This window comes from uncultured Bradyrhizobium sp., from assembly GCF_947648125.1.
Classification (GTDB): Bacteria; Pseudomonadota; Alphaproteobacteria; order Rhizobiales; family Xanthobacteraceae; genus Bradyrhizobium.
Genome location: NZ_CANSMR010000018.1, coordinates 1 through 17,647, shown reverse-complemented (window position 1 = coordinate 17,647; position 17,647 = coordinate 1). Strand labels below are relative to the sequence as shown.

The window sequence follows — 17,647 nt, the reverse complement described above, 5'->3', positions numbered from 1 at the left end:
ATTGCGGCAACCTTGCGGCTTGCTCAACCTGAATACGTCGCGGCGTGAAAAATCGCGCGCGCGAAGATTCACGACAGGCTCGCGCAAGCTTCGCATGAGACAGAGACGTGCATCGGGGTGATCGAATCGTCCCAACACCGACCGGCACTGCTCAACCGACGGGAGCCTACCACACATGATGGTGGGTACCCGCAATGCGAAAGACACGCGAATGACCTTGTTATCGAATCCCCGGTGGAAGACCGGCAACGCGCTCATCGTACGGGAGCTCCAGCATGTCGGCCGCTGACATCCTGCCGTTCGTCCGCGCCTGGGTGCGTAATCCGTTGCGTGTCGCGGCGGTCGCGCCGTCGGGGCCAGCGATCTCGTCGCTCATGGCGCAGGAGATCACCGCGGATACCGGCCCCGTGCTCGAGCTCGGCCCCGGCACGGGCGTCTTCACCCGCGCTTTGCTGAAGCGTGGCGTGAGGCAGCAGGATCTGACGCTGGTGGAGTATGGCTCCGAGTTCATCCCGCTGCTGCAGCGGCGCTTCCCTGGCGCGCGGGTGCTCTGGATGGACGCGGCCTGGCTGCGGAGAGAGAGGCTGTTCGACGGGGCGCCGGTCGGTGCGATCGTGAGCGGCCTCGGACTCCTCATGATGCCGCCGGAGAAAGTCATAACCATCCTCCACGGCGCCTTCGGCTATCTCCGCGCCGGCGGGGCGTTCTACCAGATCACCTATGGCCCGCGTTGTCCCGTCGCAGACGCGATCCTGGATCGCCTCGATCTGCAGGCGAGCTGCATCGGGCAGACGTTCTTCAACCTGCCGCCGGCGTCCGTGTACCGGATCAGCCGCCGCCACTCCCACGCTTGATCGAGGCGCCATGGACACGTCGAGCACGATCGCGATGTTTCTGCACTTCGGCCTGGTGGGCGTTGGCTGCCTCGCCGTCGCCGAGAAGTTCATTCCGCTGCTGCCGTCCTATGTGCTGCTGATGCTGCTCGGCTTGACGGTCTCCGACGGCACGATGCTCGCGATGACCATCCTCGCGACCAGCGTCGGGTCTGTCGTCGGTGCCATCGGCTGGTACGGGCTCGGGCGCGCGCTCGGCTCGCGGCGCATCGAAGGGCTGGTGGCGCGCTTTGGCAAGTTCGTGTTGCTGCGGCCTTCGCTCTATCGACAGCTCACCGACGCCTATCGCGGCAATCATTTCTGGGTGACGCTGATCGGTCAGACTCTGCCCACCGTGCGGATTTACCTCGCTCTCCCAGCCGGTGTGCTGCACCTGGAGCCGCGCGCCTTCGTGATGGCAACGGCGATCGGTACCGTGATCTGGAACATGCCGTTCCTCACTCTTGGCTATGTCCTGCGCGGCAGCGGCCATGGTCCGGTCAGCCTCGGCTTCTGGGTGGTGGTCATCCTGATCGCCGTGGAGGTCGCGCTCCTCCTCGGATTTCGCTTCTACAAGCGCTCGCTCGCGCCGCAGCCTTTGGCGAAGTCGCGCGCGCTCCCCTCACGCTTGCCGGTGGAGGAAGGTGCATGAGAACCCTGTTGGCCCGCCTGCGGCCCAGCTCGGATACGCTCGAGCGTGCCGCCGCGACACTGCTGGTGCTGGCCACGAGCTATCAGTTCGGTCACGCGGCTTCCGGCGGGCGATATCGCGCGGCCGAGTTCGCGCTGCTGGTGCTTATCGCCAGCATCTATTGGCATCGCTCGATCTTCAGGCGATGCGCCAGCCGCGATGTCACGAAGGTTCTCGCGGGATTGGCCGAGGCCATGGCGGTGGCGTTTCGGCCGGATAGCGGCATGCATGGGTCTGGCGATCGCGTGGACGGCAGGCGGGTCTCGCCGCGGGATGTCGTCAAGGTCAGGAGCCTGTTCATCTCCGACGTCCATCTCGGGACTCGGGGATGCCAGGCCGAGCGGTTGATCGACTTCCTCCGTCACCATGATGCCGAAACCGTATTCCTGGTCGGCGACATCGTCGACGGCTGGTACCTGCGGTCGAACTGGTACTGGCCCACGGCGCACAATGCGGTCGTGCGGGAGCTGATCGAACTCGCGCAACGGGGCTGTCGCCTGGTCTACATTCCCGGCAATCACGACGAGTTTCTGCGTGACTATGCCGGCACGGCAGTCGGCGGCGTCGAGATCGTCGATCGGGCGATCCATCGTGGCCTCGACGGCCGCGACTATCTCGTCGTTCACGGCGATCATTTCGATCTCGTGGTGCGGCACGCGCGCTGGCTCGCGCTGATCGGCGATGCCGGCTATCGGGCCGCGCTCGCCTGCAATGTCTGGCTCAACTGGATCAGGCGCCGATTTGGGTTCGGCTATTGGTCGTTCTCGTCCTGGGCGAAATTGCGGGTCAAGAATGCGGTCAACCACATCGGCCGGTTCGAGGAGGTGCTGTCATCGGAGGCCACGCGCAGCAACGTTCAAGGCGTGATCTGCGGTCACATCCATCACGCGGCGATGCACGATGATTTCGGCGTCCGCTACATCAACACGGGGGATTGGGTGGAGTCCTGCACGGGCGTGGTCGAGCGCTATAGCGGGCAGTTTGAAATCGTCCGATGGACGGAGGCGCGCACGACGCTGGATGCGGCGGAGCTTGCGCCGCTCGCGCGGGCGGCCGCCTGATGCGCGTGCTGGTGGCAACCGACGCCTGGCGGCCACAGGTCAATGGTGTGGTCCGCTCGCTCGAATATCTTGCCAGTGAAGCGCCGTCGCTCGGCGCGGAGATTACGTTTCTCACGCCGGCCGATTTCCGCACCGTGCCGTTGCCCGGCTATCCGGAAATCCGCCTCGCGCTACCGTCGCTCGGCCGGATCGCGCGCGCGATCGCGGCTGCGCGCCCGGACTCGGTGCACATCGCGACCGAAGGCCCGATCGGCTGGATCGCCCGTCATGTCTGCCGGACACGCGGCTATCCGTTCACGACCAGCTATCATACGCGCTTTCCGGAATATCTCGCGGCGCGGCTGCCGGTCCCGCTACGGTGGAGCTACGCGGCGTTGCGCCGTTTCCATAATAGCGGAGACGGCATCATGGTCGGCTCGCCGTCGCTCGAGCAGGCGCTGAAGGCACATGGCTTCCGCAAGTTGATGCCGTGGTCGCGCGGCGTCGATGCCGAGCTGTTTTGCCCGCGTACGGAGCGGCCGCTCGCCTTCCCGGCGCCGGTGTTCCTTTATGTCGGCCGCGTCGCGGTCGAGAAGAATCTCGACGCCTTTCTCGGTCTCGACCTGCCGGGCTCGAAGGTCGTGGTCGGGGATGGGCCGCTGCGCAGCAGTTTGCAGGGCCGGTTTCCGCAGGTCCATTTCCTCGGCACGCGGACGGGCCGCGCGCTCGCCGATGTCTATGCGTCCGCCGACGTCATGGTGTTTCCAAGTCTGACCGACACGTTCGGGATGGTGATCCTCGAGGCGCTGGCCAGCGGCCTGCCGGTTGCGGCCTTTCCGGTGATGGGACCACTCGACGTGATCGGCAAGTCAGGCTGCGGCTGTCTCGATCACGATCTGCGTCGCGCGGCGCTCGGCGCGCTGCTGGTGCCGCGCGAGAAATGCCGCGCCCACGCCCTGACCTTTACCTGGCAGGAAAGCGTGCGGCAGTTCCTCGACAATATCGGGCGGGCGCACGCTTCGCCGGTGCGTGCATTGGCCGTAGGCTGACTAGAGCTTCGGTTCTGATTGAATCAGAACCGAAGCTCTAGCTTCTTGTTGTGACGCGTTTTCTTCACGCGAACCGGTGCCCACTTCGCTCGAAAACGCTCTAGCTGCCGAGCAGCTCCGTGATCAGCCCGGCTGCCTTGATCCCGGTCCCGCTGATGATGACGACGGTGCGCTCCGCCGGCCGGATCGCGCCGCGCGCCGCCAGCACGTCGAGCGCGGCGGCGGCCGAGGCTGAGGTCGGCTCGACGAACAGGCCGGTACGCGCCAGCCGCTTCAATGCGGCGACGATGCCGTCTTCAGGAATCGCGACCGTGCCGCCGCCGCTCTCCTTCAGCGCCGTGATCATCTGCTTCAGGCGCAGCGGATGCTTGATTGCGGTGCCTTCGGCGATGGTCTTGCGGACCGCGCGATCGACCGGCGTGTCGACGCCGGCGGCGAAGCTGGCATCGACCGGCGAGCAATTGAGGGGTTGCGCGGCAAAGAGGCGCGGCAGCCGTGCGATCTGTCCGGCCGCGAGCAGCTCCTTGAAGCCGATATAGCAGCCGAGCAGGCTGCTGCCGGCGCCGACCGGCATGATGACATTGTCGGGCGCGGTGAAGCCAAAGTCTTCCCAGATCTCGTAGGCCAGCGACTTGGTGCCTTGCAGGAAGAACGGCTGCCAGTTGTGGCTGGAATAGAAGATCTGCTTCGACTGACGGATCGCTTCCGCCTCGGATTCCTCGCGCGGGCCTTCGACCAGCTGCACCTCGGCGCCGAAGGCGTGCATCTGCGCCACCTTCATCGGCGATGTCGTCGCCGGCGCAAGGATCCTGACCCGCATGCCGCCCGCCGCGCCATAGGCTGAGACCGACGCGCCGCCATTGCCGGAAGAGTCCTCCAGCACCGCGTCGACGCCGAGCTGGCGCAGGAAGGAGAGCATCACCGTGGTGCCGCGATCCTTGAAGCTCGCGGTCGGATTGAACCATTCGAGCTTGAAATGCGGCCGCAGATCGCCCCACGCCTTCTCGACCGCAGGCGTGCAGCCTTCGCCCATCGTGATCGGTTGCTTGATCTCGACCGGCAGCGCCGCGCGGTAGCGCCACAGCGAGCGCGTCCCGCGCTCGACCTCGTCGCGGGAGATGCCGGGCAGCGGTGTGACGAGCAGCGGCTTGCCCTCGTCTGAGCACCAGCGCGGGACATCCAGCGGATAGAGCTTTCCGTTGAGCGGGTCGATGTAGCTGGGTGATGGCATCTCAGTTCAGTCCTCAAGGGGCGTGCCGGCCGGACAAGTCGCGACCGAGCACGAAAGCCGGCAAGGTCGCAAGGTTGTCACGAACCATGATCGGGGCGGGCGCCCCTTCCGGCAGCTTCATTCTGGCCCGATTATGCCACCACGTCGGCAAATGCACACGTGCCGTGCCGAACAGATCATAGCCCGATCCCGCGACGAACAGGCATCGATTGGCCGGGACCGGCAGTTCGTCGAGTGCGAGCTGATAGGGTTGCGGCTGCGGCTTGTAATAGCCGGCGCGCTCGGCCGTCACGAACACGGTGAAGGGAACGCCGATCCGATCGGCGGCGATGCGGCCGAGCTGCTCCGAGCAGTTGGTCACGACGCCGAGCGCGACGCCGGCCTCGTGCAGCGTTTGCAGAACATCGCGAACTTCCGGCCAGGGATCGAGCTCCGCATAGCGTGCGCCAAGCTCGGCAGCCCGTTCGAACGGCAGCCCGACATTGCGCGCGGCCTCGCCCACCAGATCCTCATAGGGACGATAGCGTCCGGTGGCGTAGGTGTTCCTGAGATACTCGGCGCGCCAGCGCAGCCCGGCTTCGTCGGAGCCCGCGACCTTGTTCCAGAGTGTCCAGCTGTCAAGCAGCGCGGTCAGCAGATCGAACAGAACGGCGTCATAGGCTCGGGTCATGGGCGGCGCTCCGTCTCCTACCATCCGCGAAATCGCTCCCATTGCCTGACCGAGCCGGAGCCGGCGGCGACGACATGATAGCGGTCGTGCTGGGCTCCGGTCGCGCAGGCATGGTTCGGCAGGATCCGCAGCTTGGTGCCGACCGGCAGCATCACCTGCGGCGCCGTGCCGCCGGGACGGAGCGCGATGATGCCGTGCTCCTGATTGGTCTCGGTCACGATCAAATCGGGATAGGGCCGTCCATCGATGTCGCAGACGATGCCGTAGCCCTGGTCGACCAGTTGCTTCGCGGTGCCGCGATCGCGCGACAGCGCCATCCAGCCGGCGTCGACGAAGGTCCAGCCGCGATCGGCGCGATGGCCGATCACCGTCGCGAGCACCGACAGCGCAATGTCCTCGACCGCGCAGACCCCGATCCCGGCCATGACAAGGTCGAACATCACGAACACGCCGGCGCGCACCTCGGTGACGCCGTCGAGCCGGCGCGCGAAATGCGCTGTCGGTGTCGAGCCGACGCTGACCACGGGGCAGGGCAGTCCGGCCGCGCGCAATGCCTCGGCGCAGGCGACCGCGGCAGCGCGTTCCTGCTCGGCAGCATGCTCGAGCGCCGCCACGGTGCGGCAGGAATAGGATTCGCCGGCATGCGCCATGACGCCACGCAACTCGGCGCCGCCTTGATGCAGCTTGCGGCCGATCTCGACGAGCAGCGGGTCGCGCGCACCGACACCGGCGCGATGGCCGTCGCAGTCGATCTCGATCAGCACCGGAATGCGGTCGTTCGTCATGCGCGCCATCGTGGCGACGGCGTCCGCCTGCTCAAAGCTGTCGAGCACCACGGACAGGTTCACGCCGTGCCGCCGCAGCGCCGCGACGCGATCGAGCTTCTGCGGCGCGATGCCGACGGCATAAAGGATGTCCTTGACGCCCGCCGCGGCAAAGACCTCGGCCTCCTGCAGGGTCGAGACCGCCGCCGGGCCGGCTGGGCCGTCCATCACGGCACGCGCCGCCGGAATCGATTTCGCGGTCTTCAGATGCGGGCGCAGCGGCACGCCGAGCCGCGTCAGCCGCGTCTTCAGGCGGGCGATGTTGTGCAGCATCCGGTCTTCGTCGAGCACGAGGCAGGGCGTCTCGATCCCGGCAAGCGGATGCGGTGCGTTCAAGGCGGGGGCTGATGACATCGGGCGAGACTAGCCGTTTTCATGCTAAGTACAATTTACCGAATGTCATTCTTGGATTAAGCTTGAACTTAATGCTCTCGACCGATGATATCCGCTTCTTCCTGGCCATCGCTGCGGCCCGGTCGCTCGCCGCCGCGGCACGGGCGCTCGACGTGACACCATCGGCGGTGTCGCAGCGGCTGCAGAGCCTCGAGCAGCGCCTCGGCGTTCAACTGGTCAGCCGTTCGGCCCGGCGATTGACATTGACCGATGAGGGCGAGCTGCTGGTGCTGCGCGGCGGCACGCTGCTCGACGAGGCGATGGAGCTGACGGACGCGCTGCAGGCGCGGCGCGGAACCATCGCAGGTCATCTGAAGATTCTTGCGCCGCTCGGCTTCGGACGCCGCTACATCGCCCCGGTCGTTGCGGCCTTCCGATCCCAACATCCCGACGTGTCGGTCGAGCTCGAACTGTCCGATCGGCCGGCGCGTGCCGCTGCGAGCGCATGGGACGTCATGATCCATATCGGCGCGTTAAAGGATTCCACGCTTCGCTTGCTGCGCCTTGCGCCCAATGAACGCTCTCTCTGCGCCTCGCCGGCCTATCTGAAGCGCGGCGGGATGCCGGCGAGCCCACAGGATCTGCGCGGGCATCAATGCATCGCGTTGCGTGAGAACGAAGAGGACGTGACGCTCTGGCGGTTCTCGCGAAGGCGCGCGGCGTCGGAGCCTGATGTCATCAGGATCGAGCCGATGCTGTCGAGCAATGACGGCGAGGTCGTGAAGGCCTGGGCGCTGGCGGATCACGGCCTGATCGTCCGGTCGGAGTGGGATGTCGCCGACGATCTCGCCTCCGGCCGGCTGGTGCGCGTCTTGCCGAACTTCCGCCTGCCGCCGGCCGATATCGTTGCGCTGCTCAATCCCGGCCGCGGCGGGCGGGCCAGGCGCACGCAGGCTTTTGTCGAGCATCTGCGCGATGCCCTCTCACCGCCGCCATGGCGCAGCGAGCCGCGCTGACAGACGGCGCGATCGCTTACGCCGCGCCTGCCTGTCTGCTCAGATAGCTCCTGGCAAAGTCGAGATACCAGTCGAGGCAGCCGGGGTTGGCCATCGCATCGCGGTTGATGACCTTCTCGACGGGGTGGCCGAGCAACAGCTTCTTGACCGGCAGCTCCTGCTTCTTGCCGGACAGCGTGCGCGGAATTTCCGCCACGACGAAGATGTCGTTGGGCAGGAAGCGGCGCGACAGCCCGGCCTCGACCGCCTTGTTGATCTTCGCCTTCATCGCGGCATCCAGCGCAACGCCCTCGCGCAGCACCACGAACAGCGGCATGTAGCTGTCGCGGCCGAGATATTCGAGGTCGACGACCATCGAATCCAGCACCTCCGGCAGCGCCTCGATCGCCGAATAGAGCTCGCTGGTGCCCATCCGCAGGCCATGGCGGTTGATGGTGGCGTCGCTGCGGCCATAGATCACGCAGGAGCCGTCGGGGTTGATCTTGAGCCAGTCGCCGTGCCGCCAGACCGGGCCGCGGCCCGTGCCGTCGAAATTGTCGGGATAGGTCTCGAAATAGCTCGACAGATAGCGCGCATTGCCGGGATCGTTCCAGAAGCGCAGCGGCATCGAGGGCAGCGGCTCGGCGCAGACGAGCTCGCCGACCTCGTCGATCACGGCGCGGCCCTGCTCGTCGAAGGCCTCCACCGCGCAGCCGAGCAGGCGGCACTGCATGATGCCCGGCGTCTGCGGCAGTTCGCGATTGCCGCCGATGAACGCGCCGGCGAAATCGGTGCCGCCGGAGATATTGGCCCACCACATGTCGGCCTGCGCGGCATTGCCATTCCGCTTCGAAAGCGCGGCGAAGCGTTCGTTGAACCAGGCTTGCGTGTCGGCTGAGAGCGGCGAGCCGGTCGAGCCGAGTGCGCGCAGGCCCGAGAGGTCGCCGACATCGGCGAGATCGATCTCGGCCTTGGTGCAATTGGCGAAGAACGCCGCGCCCGCGCCGAAGAAGGTCGCCTTGGCGTCGGCGACGAAGCGCCACAGCGTGGTCCAATCCGGCTTGTCCTTGGTGCCGCCGGGGCTGCCGTCGAAGATGCAGCAGGTCGTGCCGTTGAGCAGGCCGTTGGCCTGGCAGTTCCACATGATCCAGCCGGTCGACGAGTACCAATGAAAACGCTCGCCGAACGAATTCGGGTGGTAGCTGCAGCCGATGTCGTTGTGCAGCGTCGAGAGCGGCAGCGCCACGACGATGATGCCGCCATGGCTGTGCAGGATCGGCTTCGGCAATCCGGTGGTGCCCGAGGAATAGACGATCCAGAGCGGATGGTCGAACGGCAGCCATTCCGGCTCGAAGGCGTCGATCTCCGCGCTCTGGCCGGCAAGGATGGACGACAATCGTGTCTCGGACGGCGCGGCATCGCTGTGCAGGATGACGTGCTCGACCGTCGGCAGCGCGCGCCGCAACTCCTCGATCACAGCCTGCCGGTCATGGCGGCGGCCGGCATACGTCACGGCGTCGCAGGCGATCAGCACTTTCGGCTCGATCTGCTTGAAGCGGTCGATCACCGCGGGTGCCGCCATGTCGGGCGCGCAGACGCTCCAGATCGCACCCAGGCTCGCGGTCGCCAGGAACGCGATGATCGTCTCGGGGATATTCGGCAAGTATGCCGCGACGCGGTCGCCGGCGCGGACGCCCTTGGCCTTCAGGTGCAGCGCAAGCGCCGCCGATTTGCGCTGCAGCTCCGGCCAGCTCGTCTCCGACAGCTTGCCGTCCTCGCCACTCGAGATCAGGGCCGGCAAGCCGGCGGCATGCGCCGGCACGACATGGCGAAAGACCTGACGCGCATAATTCACCGAAGCGCCGGGAAACCACACCGCGCCCGGCATCTTGCGCTCGGCCAGCACCGCCGAATGCGGTGTCGGCGAGCGCAGGTCGAAATAATCCCAGACGCTCTGCCAGAAGGCGTCGATTTCGGTCACCGACCAGCGCCGCATCGCCTCGAAATCCACGAACTCAAGGCCGCGCGTGTCCTTCAGCCATTGGCGGTAAAGGGCCATTTGCGGGACGTAAGATGCTGTCATGGGCGTTTCCGGAATCTCTTGTGTCGTGGCCTGCGTGATCGAGGCAAGCCTTCGTGTCTTAACATAGTGATGCGAGCACGGGGAACGCGGTCGCGCGGCAAGCTGGCGTCATATTCTTACCGCCGTCGCAGCGTGCTATTCCGTAAGCGCGCGGGGCTGATTCCATGCACATCCGAGAGCGAGCGGCCATGTCCGTCGGCGAACTCTTCATCCTGGGCTTCTACGGCAAGGTCATTCCGCCTTGGCTGAGGGAATTTGCCGCGCAGTTCGGGCTCGGCGGGGTGATCCTGTTCGATTACTCCTGCCAGACCCGGCAATACGACAATAACATCGCCTCGCCCGCGCAAGTGCAGTCGCTCTGCGCCGAGATCGCGGCGCTGCCGTCGCAGCCGCTGGTCTTCATCGACCAGGAGGGCGGTCTGGTGCGCCGGCTGAAGGACGGCCTCGGTTTTCAACCGCTGCCGAGCGCAAAGGATTTCAATCTGCTCTCACATGCGGAAAAGAACGCGATCCTCGCCGCAAGCTATGGCGAGTTGCGGCGGCTCGGCATCCGCTACAATTTCGCGCCGGTCATCGACGTCGATTACAATTCCGACAATCCCAACATCGGCAGGATCAAGCGGTCCTATTCGTCCGAGATCGGCGAGGTCGCGGCCAATGCCCGTCTGGTCGATGCCGCAGCGCGGCAGGCGGGCGTGGGTCTTTGCCTGAAGCATTTTCCGGGCATCGGCGGGGCGCACGTCGATTCACATCTGGAGTTCATGGACATTTCCGATGCGCTGCGGCCGGAGCAGGAAGAACTGTTCTACGCGTTGGCCCCGGATATCTTCGGCGATGCGGTGCTGGTCAGCCACGCCATTGTCCGCCAGTGGGACGCGCAGCATCCGATGACCCTGTCGCCGACGGGGGTCGGCCGGCTTCGCCGCCGGCTGCCCGAGACGCTGCTGATCACCGACGACATGCAGATGCAGGGGCTGCAGAAGGCGCTCGGCACCAGCGCCGCCAGCCTGCAGGCGATCGCCGCCGGCATGGACATGATCTGCATCGGCAACAATCTGTTCGACCAGGAGCAGGCGATGGCCGGCATCGCCGCCGCCGTCATGGGGGCGCTGCAGGACGGATCGCTGGATCACGCCGCGGTGCGCCGATCCATTGCGCGGGTGCCACAGCGCAAGGCACTGCTCGCCTGAAAGGCATTGAACCAAATTTTGCGCCGGACGACGCACAAGGAGCGGAACCAAACTTCATTGCCGCGATTTAACAAAGACGCTCATCGGGGCTAACAACCATGAAGATGCTCAAGCGTCTCTTCCGATTGACCTGGCTACGCCGCGTGCCACGCAACCCAGCCGATTTGCCGCCTGCCTCCATCGATCCCGACGAATTCAGCCGCCTGCTTTGCAGCGGGCGCCGCGCGGATTTGCGGATATTGGCGAAGCGGCTGAGCCAGCGTTCGCGGGCCCACGCCTAGGCCGTGGAGCAGTCCATTCGTGAGCCGGTTCGCGCAGGACCGGCAATGCGGCGCGCGGCCGCGATGCTGTTCGGTCCTCATGCGATCGACCTATTGCTTCGCCTTCTCGTGATTGCCGATCCCGACCGCCTTGTAGTCGTAGGTCGGATAGAACTCGGTGTGGTAGGCGCCCCAGGCACTGTTCTCGATGACGCGATTGACCTCGCGCAGCCGCGATGCCGGCAGCCGCAGGGTCACCACCTGGCCGACCCCCATCATCACGTACCAGCTCACGACCTCGACACCATCGGGCGGAAACGCCTTGTAGAAGCCCTGCCGCTCGAGTTGCGCATTCAACTCGCTGAGCGGGCGTGACTGATCATGCTTGAAGAAGATGGTGATCATGATCGCGTTGTCTGACGTCGGTGCTGCATTGCCGGTCGGCGTGGTCTGGGCCTGCGCGCCGGTGCCGAACAGCAGTGCTGCGGCCAGCGCCGCAATCCTCACCCAGGATTCGTTCCGCCGGTTCCGCCCTCGCTTCATTGTCGCGCCCTCTTGTTGTTGATCGAGAGGCGGCGATCATCGCGGTGCATGCCGGGGCTGTAAATTGACATTCACCTGAGCCGACGCCCGCCCGCGCGGCCCTGGCCCGATGTGATCCGTCTCATACGCGCGTCAGCCGGCGTGCGGTAAGCCGATGCGATCCCGATGCCCGGAGGGTTGATCGATGACGACCCGGCGAATGGCGTATTGGTGGTTCAGGTTCGTTCTTTCGGGACGCTTCCTGGAGAAATTTCTTCGGCTCCGGCGCCCTTGATGTCCGAAGGGCGGCGCGAATCCTGCCCACTTCAACCTGGGCCCAGGGGGCGGATGTGGGTGCGGATGCGCCCGGGAGCGCCCCCAGGAAGGTAAAACCCCACCTGCGGGATCACCGGGATGAAACGCCTAGGCATCCCGTAAGACTACTGTCATTCGACTCAGACAAGGGAGATTCGTTGCCAAATCAGCGGTAATCTGCGCCTGCTTGGCAGGTCGGGGCCCGAGGTCACAGTTGCGTCACCCGTAGTTTTACGGAGCCCCGTGTTAACGCGGCCACAAGTTCACCTTCGGTAAACCATACTTATGACGCAACATGACAACCGAGCCGAGGCGCGCCTTCCGACGTGGATGGGCGGAACCGCGACGCTCGAGGCGCAGCCGCCCGAGCTTCAGGGAGCCGCCGTGCCGCGAACGCAGGTGACCGCGGAGGCCGGGGCGGCGATCGTCCGGCAGTTCAACGGGCCGGTGACGGCGCTGCTGCTCTACATGAACGAGCTCAAACAGCACAGTCAGCAGTTCGCGCATGCGCCCGGCAACGGCGTCTATCTGCGGCAGGTGATTGAGAACGCGCTCGAGCAGACCGAGCGGGTGTCCGCGATGCTGAAGCAGATTTCCGATCTCTATCCGAATGCGATTCCGGCCACCGATCTCAGGCCGCCGCTCGACTACAAGCCGGCGGGCGCCCGGTCGCCCGACGTCATGTTCACGCCGGAGGCTGGCCGCAAGCCGCTGACCAAGCGCGAGCGTGAGGTGCTCAGCCTGATCAGCGACGGCTATTCCAACAAGCAAGGCGCGCTGCGGATGAACATCAGCCCGCGCACGTTCGAGAGCCATCGCGCCGAGGCCATGCGCAAACTCGGTGCGCGCAACACGGCAGATCTCGTCCGCAAGGCCCTGTTGCATTCCGCATAGCGCGTTTTCAAGCGAAGCGGGTACCGGTTCGCGGTTCTTAGAAATCGTCTTCCGCGGCGAAGCACAGGCGCGGCGCGAGCCGCGCGGCGGAGGCGGCTGTCTTCGGCTCGTCCGGAACGATCGTGACCACCCATGCCGCCGTTGCGCCGGACTTGCTTTCGACGATCGCGCGCACACGTCCCGTGACTGTCGCGCCGGCGGACCTGACGGTGGCGGGCCGGCCGTTGAACTGGGCCATGCGGAAGCGCCGGGCTTCCTTCCGGTCGGTCGTCTCGTACGTGAACATCGGCTCCCCCGTGCGTCGATGCGACTTTGCGGATGCAGCGTTATCCGACGGTGAAAATCGTACGCCGTAGAAGTACGGCTTGCGCGCCGGCTGGAGCGTTCTTGCGCGAAGCGGGTACCGGTTCGCGCGAACAAGACGCGCGTCAAGAATAGCACGCTCTAGCCGCCGGTTTGCTGACAACTCAGCAGCCCCGCATACTGCGCCTTGACCGTGGCGTAGCACTCGCACGCGGTCCGGATCAGTCCATCCGCATTGGTGATCTCGATGTGGCCGCGGCTGTAGTGGATGAAATTGGCCTGTTGCAGGGTATGCGCGACCAGCGACACGCTGTTGCGCCGTGCGCCGATCATCTGCGCCATCGCCTCCTGGGTCAGGGCGATCTTGTTGCTGCCCGAGAGATCGCGCGTGTGCAGCAGGCACCGCGCCAGCCGCGACTCCACAGTGTGCGCGGCGTTGCAGCCGGCGGTCTGCTGGATCTGGGCATAGACGGCGAGACCGTGCCGAATCAGCATCCCTCGCAGAGTCGGGCTCTGGCCGGCGGCCGCCCGCAAGGCTTCGACCTCGATCGTCGAAGCGACGCCCGGCACCAGCACCACGGCGCTGTTCAGCGTGGGGGCTTCACCAAGCCCCGCGAACGCACCGTAGATGCTGCCGCGGCCGACCATCGCGATCTGGACGCACACGCCTCTTGCCAGCTTGACCACCAGCGAGATCACCCCCTTGTGCGGCATGTATGTCCGCTTGAGCATCTCGTCGGTCTCGATCAGGACCGAATCGGCGGCGAGGTCGATCGTCCGCAAATGGGGCCGGATCAGCTCAAAATCGCTCTCCGCGAGCGAAGACAGAAATCCGTTGGGCGATCGCGGGACCGTATCCAAAGCAACCTCCTGCCTCCCGGCAAAGTTTGTCTCTGGTCATCAAGGCTGACGCGTGCAGCTGGGCCTTCTTGCAACTTATTCTGGCATGTCTTGGTTCCAATGGAAACATATCTTGGTTCCATTAGGAACCGCTATCGCCACAGGATCGCGTTTGTGTTGCCTGGCAAATCAGTTGGGCGTGCGTGCGCTCCGTCGATCAATCTTCCGGCCCGGTCAATTGTTCGGCGTGCGCCTTGACGGTCGCATAACATTCACACGCCGCCTTCCGCAGGCCCTCGATGTCGGTGATCTCGATATGGCCGCGGCTGTAGCGCAGGATACCGGCCTGCTGAAACCCATGCGCGACGATCGAAACCGCATTGCGCCGCACACCGATCATCTGCGCCAGCATCTCCTGGGTCAGCGGCAAGGCTTCGCTGCCGCACAGGTCGCGCGCGCGCAGTAGCCAGCGCGACAGCCGCGCCTCCACCGGATGCGACACGTTGCAGGCGACGGATTGCTGGGTCTGTGCCATCAGCGCCTGCTCATAGAGAGCAACCAGGGTCCGGAACTCCGCGCTGCGATTGGCGGCCTCGCGGAAATCTTCCGCCCGCACCATCGATGCCGTGCCCGGCACCACGACAATCGCGTCGGCGAGCAGCGGCCGCTCATGCAGGGCGGCGGATGCGCCGACGATGCCGTCACGACCGATGGTTGCAATCTCGACGGATTGCCCGTCGGACAGATTGACCATCATCGAGACCACGCCGCTGTGCGGGAAATACACCCGCTGCGCCGACGCTCCGGCATCGGCGAGCACCGTTTCCTTGGTCAGGTCGACGGTTTCCAGAAGGGGATGAAGTTGCGCGTATTCCGTGGAGGGAAGTGCTTGCAACAGACGATTGGGCGGACGCGATACCGCGGACATTGGAGCTCCTGCCGAGGGCGGGAGCACTACGGTCTCGCATCACCTACTCTTGGCGTGTGGAGTGGGAACATAGCTTGCCTGTCCAATAGCACAAGGGTTGTGGTGCGAACTCTATACCCTCTAGGGGGCAGACGGTCGGCAATCGCATCGGCCTGCGCGGCGTTCGAGGCGATTCGAATGCCGCGCCTCCCGGACGAGACGGTTGCGACATTGTCTCGCATTTATTGATTTCCATTAACTCTCATGCGTACCCAGGCGTGCGTCGTCGCGGTTGCCATTGCGGATATCGAAGCCCGCGGTCGGCAGTGCGAGCATGCGCGCAAGTCCTGCAAAGGCGGGGACAAATTCGCCGTCGCGAGATTGATCCGGCGGCGAACAGGCGCCGTCGAACCGGGCGTCTGCGCGGCGACCGCGTAATTACCGGGAAAGCTGTTCTGGGTATTTGTACGGAGCAGCCCCTTAACGAAGGGGTAGCGCGGACGGACCAGTGTGGCACCGGTCGCCGTGCGAAATTTACGGCGTCGCGTCAATCGTGTTCATCCAGAAGGGTACCAGTATGTCCGGCATCGTCCTTTCGTCATCGGTCCGTCAGAATCTGCTTTCGCTGCAGTCGACGGCCGACCTGCTCGCCACCACGCAGAACCGCTTGTCCACCGGCAAGAAGGTCAACACCGCTCTCGACAATCCGACCAACTTCTTCACGGCGCAGTCGCTCGACAACCGCGCCAGCGACATCAACAATCTGCTGGACGGCATCGGCAACGGCGTGCAGGTGCTGCAGGCTGCCAACACCGGCATCACCTCGCTGCAGAAGCTCGTCGACAGCGCCAAGTCGGTCGCCAACCAGGCCCTGCAGGCTGCGGTCGGCTATTCCCAGAAGTCGCAGGTGACGACCGCCGTGATCACCGGCGCGACCGCCGCCGATATCCGCGGCACCGCCACCTACAACAATGCGACCCTCGCTGGTACGGTCGTCAACAACAATCTCACGACGCCTGCGCCGATCACGGCCGCCACCAAGCTCGTCAGTGCGACCAACTCCGATACCTTGGCGGCGACCCCGACCGGTACGATCAGCGTCAACGGCAAGACGATCACGTTCGCGAACACGCAGACCACTTCGACGACCGATGCATCCGGCAACGTGACCCTCGGCACGGGCGCGGGCAGCACGCTGACGGTCGGCGACCTGCTCACGGCGATCGACGGCATCACCGGCACGGCCACCGCCTCCACCGTGGCGGCTGGTGCGCTCCAGATCAGCACCGGCACTAACCAGGATCTCAACATCTCCGGCTCGGGGCTGGCCGCTTTCGGCCTTACCGCCGGAACCAAGGCACGCACCGTGGCAACGCCGTCACAGCTGGATGGCTTGACGCTGACGATCGGCGCGACCGGCAACGGCACCGCCACCAACATCACGTTTGGTGCCGGCGCAGGCCAGGTGAAGTCCCTCAACGACCTGAACAACGCGCTGTCCGCGAACAACCTGCAGGCGTCGCTCAGCGCGGGCGGAGCGCTCACCATCAGCACCACCAATGATGCCGCGTCCTCGACCCTCGGTACCATCGGCGGCACGGCGGCTGGCGCCGGCAAGCTGTTCAACGGCCTGACGGGTAGCGCCCCGGTGCAGGATCCGAATGGGCTGGCGAACCGCGCCAACCTGGTCAGTCAGTACAACAACATCCTGGACCAGATCACCACGACCGCCCAGGACGCCTCGTACAACGGCATCAACCTGCTCAATGGCGATCAGCTCAAGCTGACCTTCAACGAGACGGGCTCCTCGACGCTGAAGATCCAGGGCGTGACCTTCAATGCTACTGGTCTCAACCTGACCAAGCTGACCGCCGGCACGGACTTCATCGACAATGCTTCGGCCAACGCTACGCTGAAGACGCTCAACAGCGCGAGCGGCCTGCTGCGCACCCAGGCTTCGACCCTCGGTTCGAACCTGTCGATCGTGCAGATCCGTCAGGACTTCTCGAAGAACCTGATCAACGTGCTGCAGACCGGCTCGTCCAACCTGACGCTGGCCGACACCAACGAGGAAGCGGCCAACAGCCAGGCGCTGTCGACCCGCCAGTCGATCGCGGTGTCCGCGCTGGCGCTGGCCAACCAGTCGCAGCAGAGCGTTCTGCAGCTGCTCCGCTAAGCGTAGCCGCGACAGACAACGAATATCGAGGCGGCGGAGGAAACTCCGCCGCCTTTGCTTTTGGGTTCGCTTAACCATCCCGCCGGTTTCAACCCATGTTCAACCGATGGGCGATCGCGCTCTGCTGCAGGCGGATGTCATGGCCGCCGGCGTTTCGCTGGGCTTGACGGTCCCTCGATCGCATTTCGTTCAAATTGCGACGACAGGTGGAACGGGCTCTTTCCCGTCCGGGTGGTAGGGGCTTGTTGCTGTGAAACCGGCCGCGATGTGGTGATGCGTCGTGCTTGAACGGCTTCATCGTCCGTAGTTGCACGGACGACAAAATTAACGTCGCCGTGAAGCCGGCCAAGTTACCGATGCGAGGCGAGCGTTCCGCAGCACCTTGAGGGGACCTATCCATGGACGATCTGTTGCGCGAGTTCCTGACGGAGAGCAGCGAGAGCCTGGATACG

17 protein-coding genes are annotated in these 17,647 nt (G+C 65.2%); 9 read left to right on the top strand and 8 right to left on the bottom strand.

Going from position 1 to position 17,647, the window contains the following annotated elements; genetic code table 11:
* Positions 1-275: 275 nt before the first annotated feature.
* From Q0030_RS27065 to Q0030_RS27050, 4 genes are all read left to right on the top strand, one after another.
* Positions 276-854 (top strand): methyltransferase domain-containing protein, encoded by a 579-nt coding sequence (locus tag Q0030_RS27065; RefSeq protein ID WP_298373955.1) that lies wholly within the window; start codon positions 276-278, stop codon positions 852-854.
* Positions 855-864: 10 nt separating this feature from the next.
* Positions 865-1,524, top strand: a complete 660-nt coding sequence (locus Q0030_RS27060) for a DedA family protein (protein ID WP_298373953.1) — start codon at positions 865-867, stop codon at positions 1,522-1,524.
* A gap of 263 nt (positions 1,525-1,787) precedes the next feature.
* Positions 1,788-2,624: a UDP-2,3-diacylglucosamine diphosphatase gene (locus Q0030_RS27055; protein WP_298374285.1), complete on the top strand. Its 837-nt coding sequence runs from the start codon at positions 1,788-1,790 to the stop codon at positions 2,622-2,624.
* Positions 2,624-3,652, top strand: a complete 1,029-nt coding sequence (locus Q0030_RS27050; protein ID WP_298373950.1) for a glycosyltransferase family 1 protein — start codon at positions 2,624-2,626, stop codon at positions 3,650-3,652. The genes Q0030_RS27055 and Q0030_RS27050 overlap by 1 nt, the downstream gene beginning before the upstream one ends.
* A gap of 100 nt (positions 3,653-3,752) precedes the next feature.
* Here Q0030_RS27050 and Q0030_RS27045 read toward each other — a convergent pair whose 3' ends face one another.
* The 3 genes from Q0030_RS27045 to Q0030_RS27035 are packed head-to-tail and all read right to left on the bottom strand — an operon-like array spanning position 3,753 to position 6,731.
* Complete coding sequence (locus Q0030_RS27045; RefSeq protein ID WP_298373948.1) at positions 3,753-4,883, bottom strand: pyridoxal-phosphate dependent enzyme; 1,131 nt, start codon at positions 4,881-4,883, stop codon at positions 3,753-3,755.
* Between the two features lie 13 nt (positions 4,884-4,896).
* Positions 4,897-5,553, bottom strand: a complete 657-nt coding sequence (locus Q0030_RS27040) for an HAD-IA family hydrolase (RefSeq protein ID WP_298373945.1) — start codon at positions 5,551-5,553, stop codon at positions 4,897-4,899.
* Positions 5,554-5,570: 17 nt separating this feature from the next.
* On the bottom strand, positions 5,571-6,731 hold the full coding sequence (locus tag Q0030_RS27035; RefSeq protein ID WP_298373942.1) for a DSD1 family PLP-dependent enzyme: 1,161 nt from the start codon (positions 6,729-6,731) through the stop codon (positions 5,571-5,573).
* A 71-nt stretch (positions 6,732-6,802) separates the two neighbouring features.
* On the opposite strand from Q0030_RS27035, the gene Q0030_RS27030 reads away from it, so the two are divergent.
* Positions 6,803-7,726 (top strand): LysR substrate-binding domain-containing protein, encoded by a 924-nt coding sequence (locus Q0030_RS27030; RefSeq protein WP_298374282.1) that lies wholly within the window; start codon positions 6,803-6,805, stop codon positions 7,724-7,726.
* A gap of 16 nt (positions 7,727-7,742) precedes the next feature.
* Here Q0030_RS27030 and Q0030_RS27025 read toward each other — a convergent pair whose 3' ends face one another.
* Positions 7,743-9,788, bottom strand: a complete 2,046-nt coding sequence (locus Q0030_RS27025; protein WP_298373940.1) for an acetoacetate--CoA ligase — start codon at positions 9,786-9,788, stop codon at positions 7,743-7,745.
* 188 nt (positions 9,789-9,976) lie between these two features.
* On the opposite strand from Q0030_RS27025, the gene Q0030_RS27020 reads away from it, so the two are divergent.
* Both Q0030_RS27020 and Q0030_RS27015 read left to right on the top strand, forming a co-directional pair.
* Positions 9,977-10,978 carry a glycoside hydrolase family 3 N-terminal domain-containing protein gene (locus Q0030_RS27020; protein ID WP_298373938.1) on the top strand — a complete coding sequence of 334 codons (1,002 nt, stop codon included), beginning with the start codon at positions 9,977-9,979 and terminating at the stop codon, positions 10,976-10,978.
* 98 nt (positions 10,979-11,076) lie between these two features.
* Positions 11,077-11,259 (top strand): hypothetical protein, encoded by a 183-nt coding sequence (locus tag Q0030_RS27015; RefSeq protein ID WP_298373936.1) that lies wholly within the window; start codon positions 11,077-11,079, stop codon positions 11,257-11,259.
* A 90-nt stretch (positions 11,260-11,349) separates the two neighbouring features.
* On the opposite strand, the gene Q0030_RS27010 is transcribed toward Q0030_RS27015, so the two are convergent.
* Positions 11,350-11,781, bottom strand: a complete 432-nt coding sequence (locus tag Q0030_RS27010) for a hypothetical protein (protein WP_298373934.1) — start codon at positions 11,779-11,781, stop codon at positions 11,350-11,352.
* A 579-nt stretch (positions 11,782-12,360) separates the two neighbouring features.
* Between Q0030_RS27010 and Q0030_RS27005 the strand changes: the two genes are divergently transcribed.
* The gene (locus Q0030_RS27005) at positions 12,361-12,969 is read left to right on the top strand and encodes a helix-turn-helix transcriptional regulator (RefSeq protein WP_363323493.1); all 609 of its coding nucleotides are present in this window, start codon (positions 12,361-12,363) and stop codon (positions 12,967-12,969) included.
* A gap of 37 nt (positions 12,970-13,006) precedes the next feature.
* On the opposite strand, the gene Q0030_RS27000 is transcribed toward Q0030_RS27005, so the two are convergent.
* The 3 genes from Q0030_RS27000 to Q0030_RS26990 all read right to left on the bottom strand — a co-directional run bounded on the left by Q0030_RS27000 (position 13,007) and on the right by Q0030_RS26990 (position 15,040).
* On the bottom strand, positions 13,007-13,255 hold the full coding sequence (locus Q0030_RS27000; RefSeq protein ID WP_298373928.1) for a hypothetical protein: 249 nt from the start codon (positions 13,253-13,255) through the stop codon (positions 13,007-13,009).
* A 158-nt stretch (positions 13,256-13,413) separates the two neighbouring features.
* Complete coding sequence (locus tag Q0030_RS26995; RefSeq protein WP_298373925.1) at positions 13,414-14,133, bottom strand: Crp/Fnr family transcriptional regulator; 720 nt, start codon at positions 14,131-14,133, stop codon at positions 13,414-13,416.
* Between the two features lie 196 nt (positions 14,134-14,329).
* Positions 14,330-15,040, bottom strand: a complete 711-nt coding sequence (locus tag Q0030_RS26990) for a Crp/Fnr family transcriptional regulator (protein ID WP_298373923.1) — start codon at positions 15,038-15,040, stop codon at positions 14,330-14,332.
* Between the two features lie 556 nt (positions 15,041-15,596).
* Here Q0030_RS26990 and Q0030_RS26985 point away from each other — a divergent pair.
* Positions 15,597-17,195: a flagellin gene (locus Q0030_RS26985; RefSeq protein WP_298373921.1), complete on the top strand. Its 1,599-nt coding sequence runs from the start codon at positions 15,597-15,599 to the stop codon at positions 17,193-17,195.
* Positions 17,196-17,647 lie beyond the last annotated feature (452 nt).

Excerpts from the sequence above, each read along its gene's own strand:
- Q0030_RS27055 (WP_298374285.1), top strand. The coding sequence starts at position 1,788 with ATGCATGGGTCTGGCGATCGCGTGGACGGCAGGCGGGTCTCGCCGCGG.
- Q0030_RS27045 (WP_298373948.1), bottom strand. The coding sequence starts at position 4,883 with ATGCCATCACCCAGCTACATCGACCCGCTCAACGGAAAGCTCTATCCG.
- Q0030_RS26985 (WP_298373921.1), top strand. The coding sequence starts at position 15,597 with ATGTCCGGCATCGTCCTTTCGTCATCGGTCCGTCAGAATCTGCTTTCG.
- Q0030_RS27050 (WP_298373950.1), top strand. The coding sequence starts at position 2,624 with ATGCGCGTGCTGGTGGCAACCGACGCCTGGCGGCCACAGGTCAATGGT.
- Q0030_RS27060 (WP_298373953.1), top strand. The coding sequence starts at position 865 with ATGGACACGTCGAGCACGATCGCGATGTTTCTGCACTTCGGCCTGGTG.
- Q0030_RS27005 (WP_363323493.1), top strand. The coding sequence starts at position 12,361 with ATGACGCAACATGACAACCGAGCCGAGGCGCGCCTTCCGACGTGGATG.
- Q0030_RS27040 (WP_298373945.1), bottom strand. The coding sequence starts at position 5,553 with ATGACCCGAGCCTATGACGCCGTTCTGTTCGATCTGCTGACCGCGCTG.
- Q0030_RS27035 (WP_298373942.1), bottom strand. The coding sequence starts at position 6,731 with ATGTCATCAGCCCCCGCCTTGAACGCACCGCATCCGCTTGCCGGGATC.
- Q0030_RS27025 (WP_298373940.1), bottom strand. The coding sequence starts at position 9,788 with ATGACAGCATCTTACGTCCCGCAAATGGCCCTTTACCGCCAATGGCTG.
- Q0030_RS27000 (WP_298373928.1), bottom strand. The coding sequence starts at position 13,255 with ATGTTCACGTACGAGACGACCGACCGGAAGGAAGCCCGGCGCTTCCGC.
- Q0030_RS27065 (WP_298373955.1), top strand. The coding sequence starts at position 276 with ATGTCGGCCGCTGACATCCTGCCGTTCGTCCGCGCCTGGGTGCGTAAT.
- Q0030_RS27010 (WP_298373934.1), bottom strand. The coding sequence starts at position 11,781 with ATGAAGCGAGGGCGGAACCGGCGGAACGAATCCTGGGTGAGGATTGCG.
- Q0030_RS26990 (WP_298373923.1), bottom strand. The coding sequence starts at position 15,040 with ATGTCCGCGGTATCGCGTCCGCCCAATCGTCTGTTGCAAGCACTTCCC.
- Q0030_RS27030 (WP_298374282.1), top strand. The coding sequence starts at position 6,803 with ATGCTCTCGACCGATGATATCCGCTTCTTCCTGGCCATCGCTGCGGCC.
- Q0030_RS27015 (WP_298373936.1), top strand. The coding sequence starts at position 11,077 with ATGAAGATGCTCAAGCGTCTCTTCCGATTGACCTGGCTACGCCGCGTG.
- Q0030_RS27020 (WP_298373938.1), top strand. The coding sequence starts at position 9,977 with ATGTCCGTCGGCGAACTCTTCATCCTGGGCTTCTACGGCAAGGTCATT.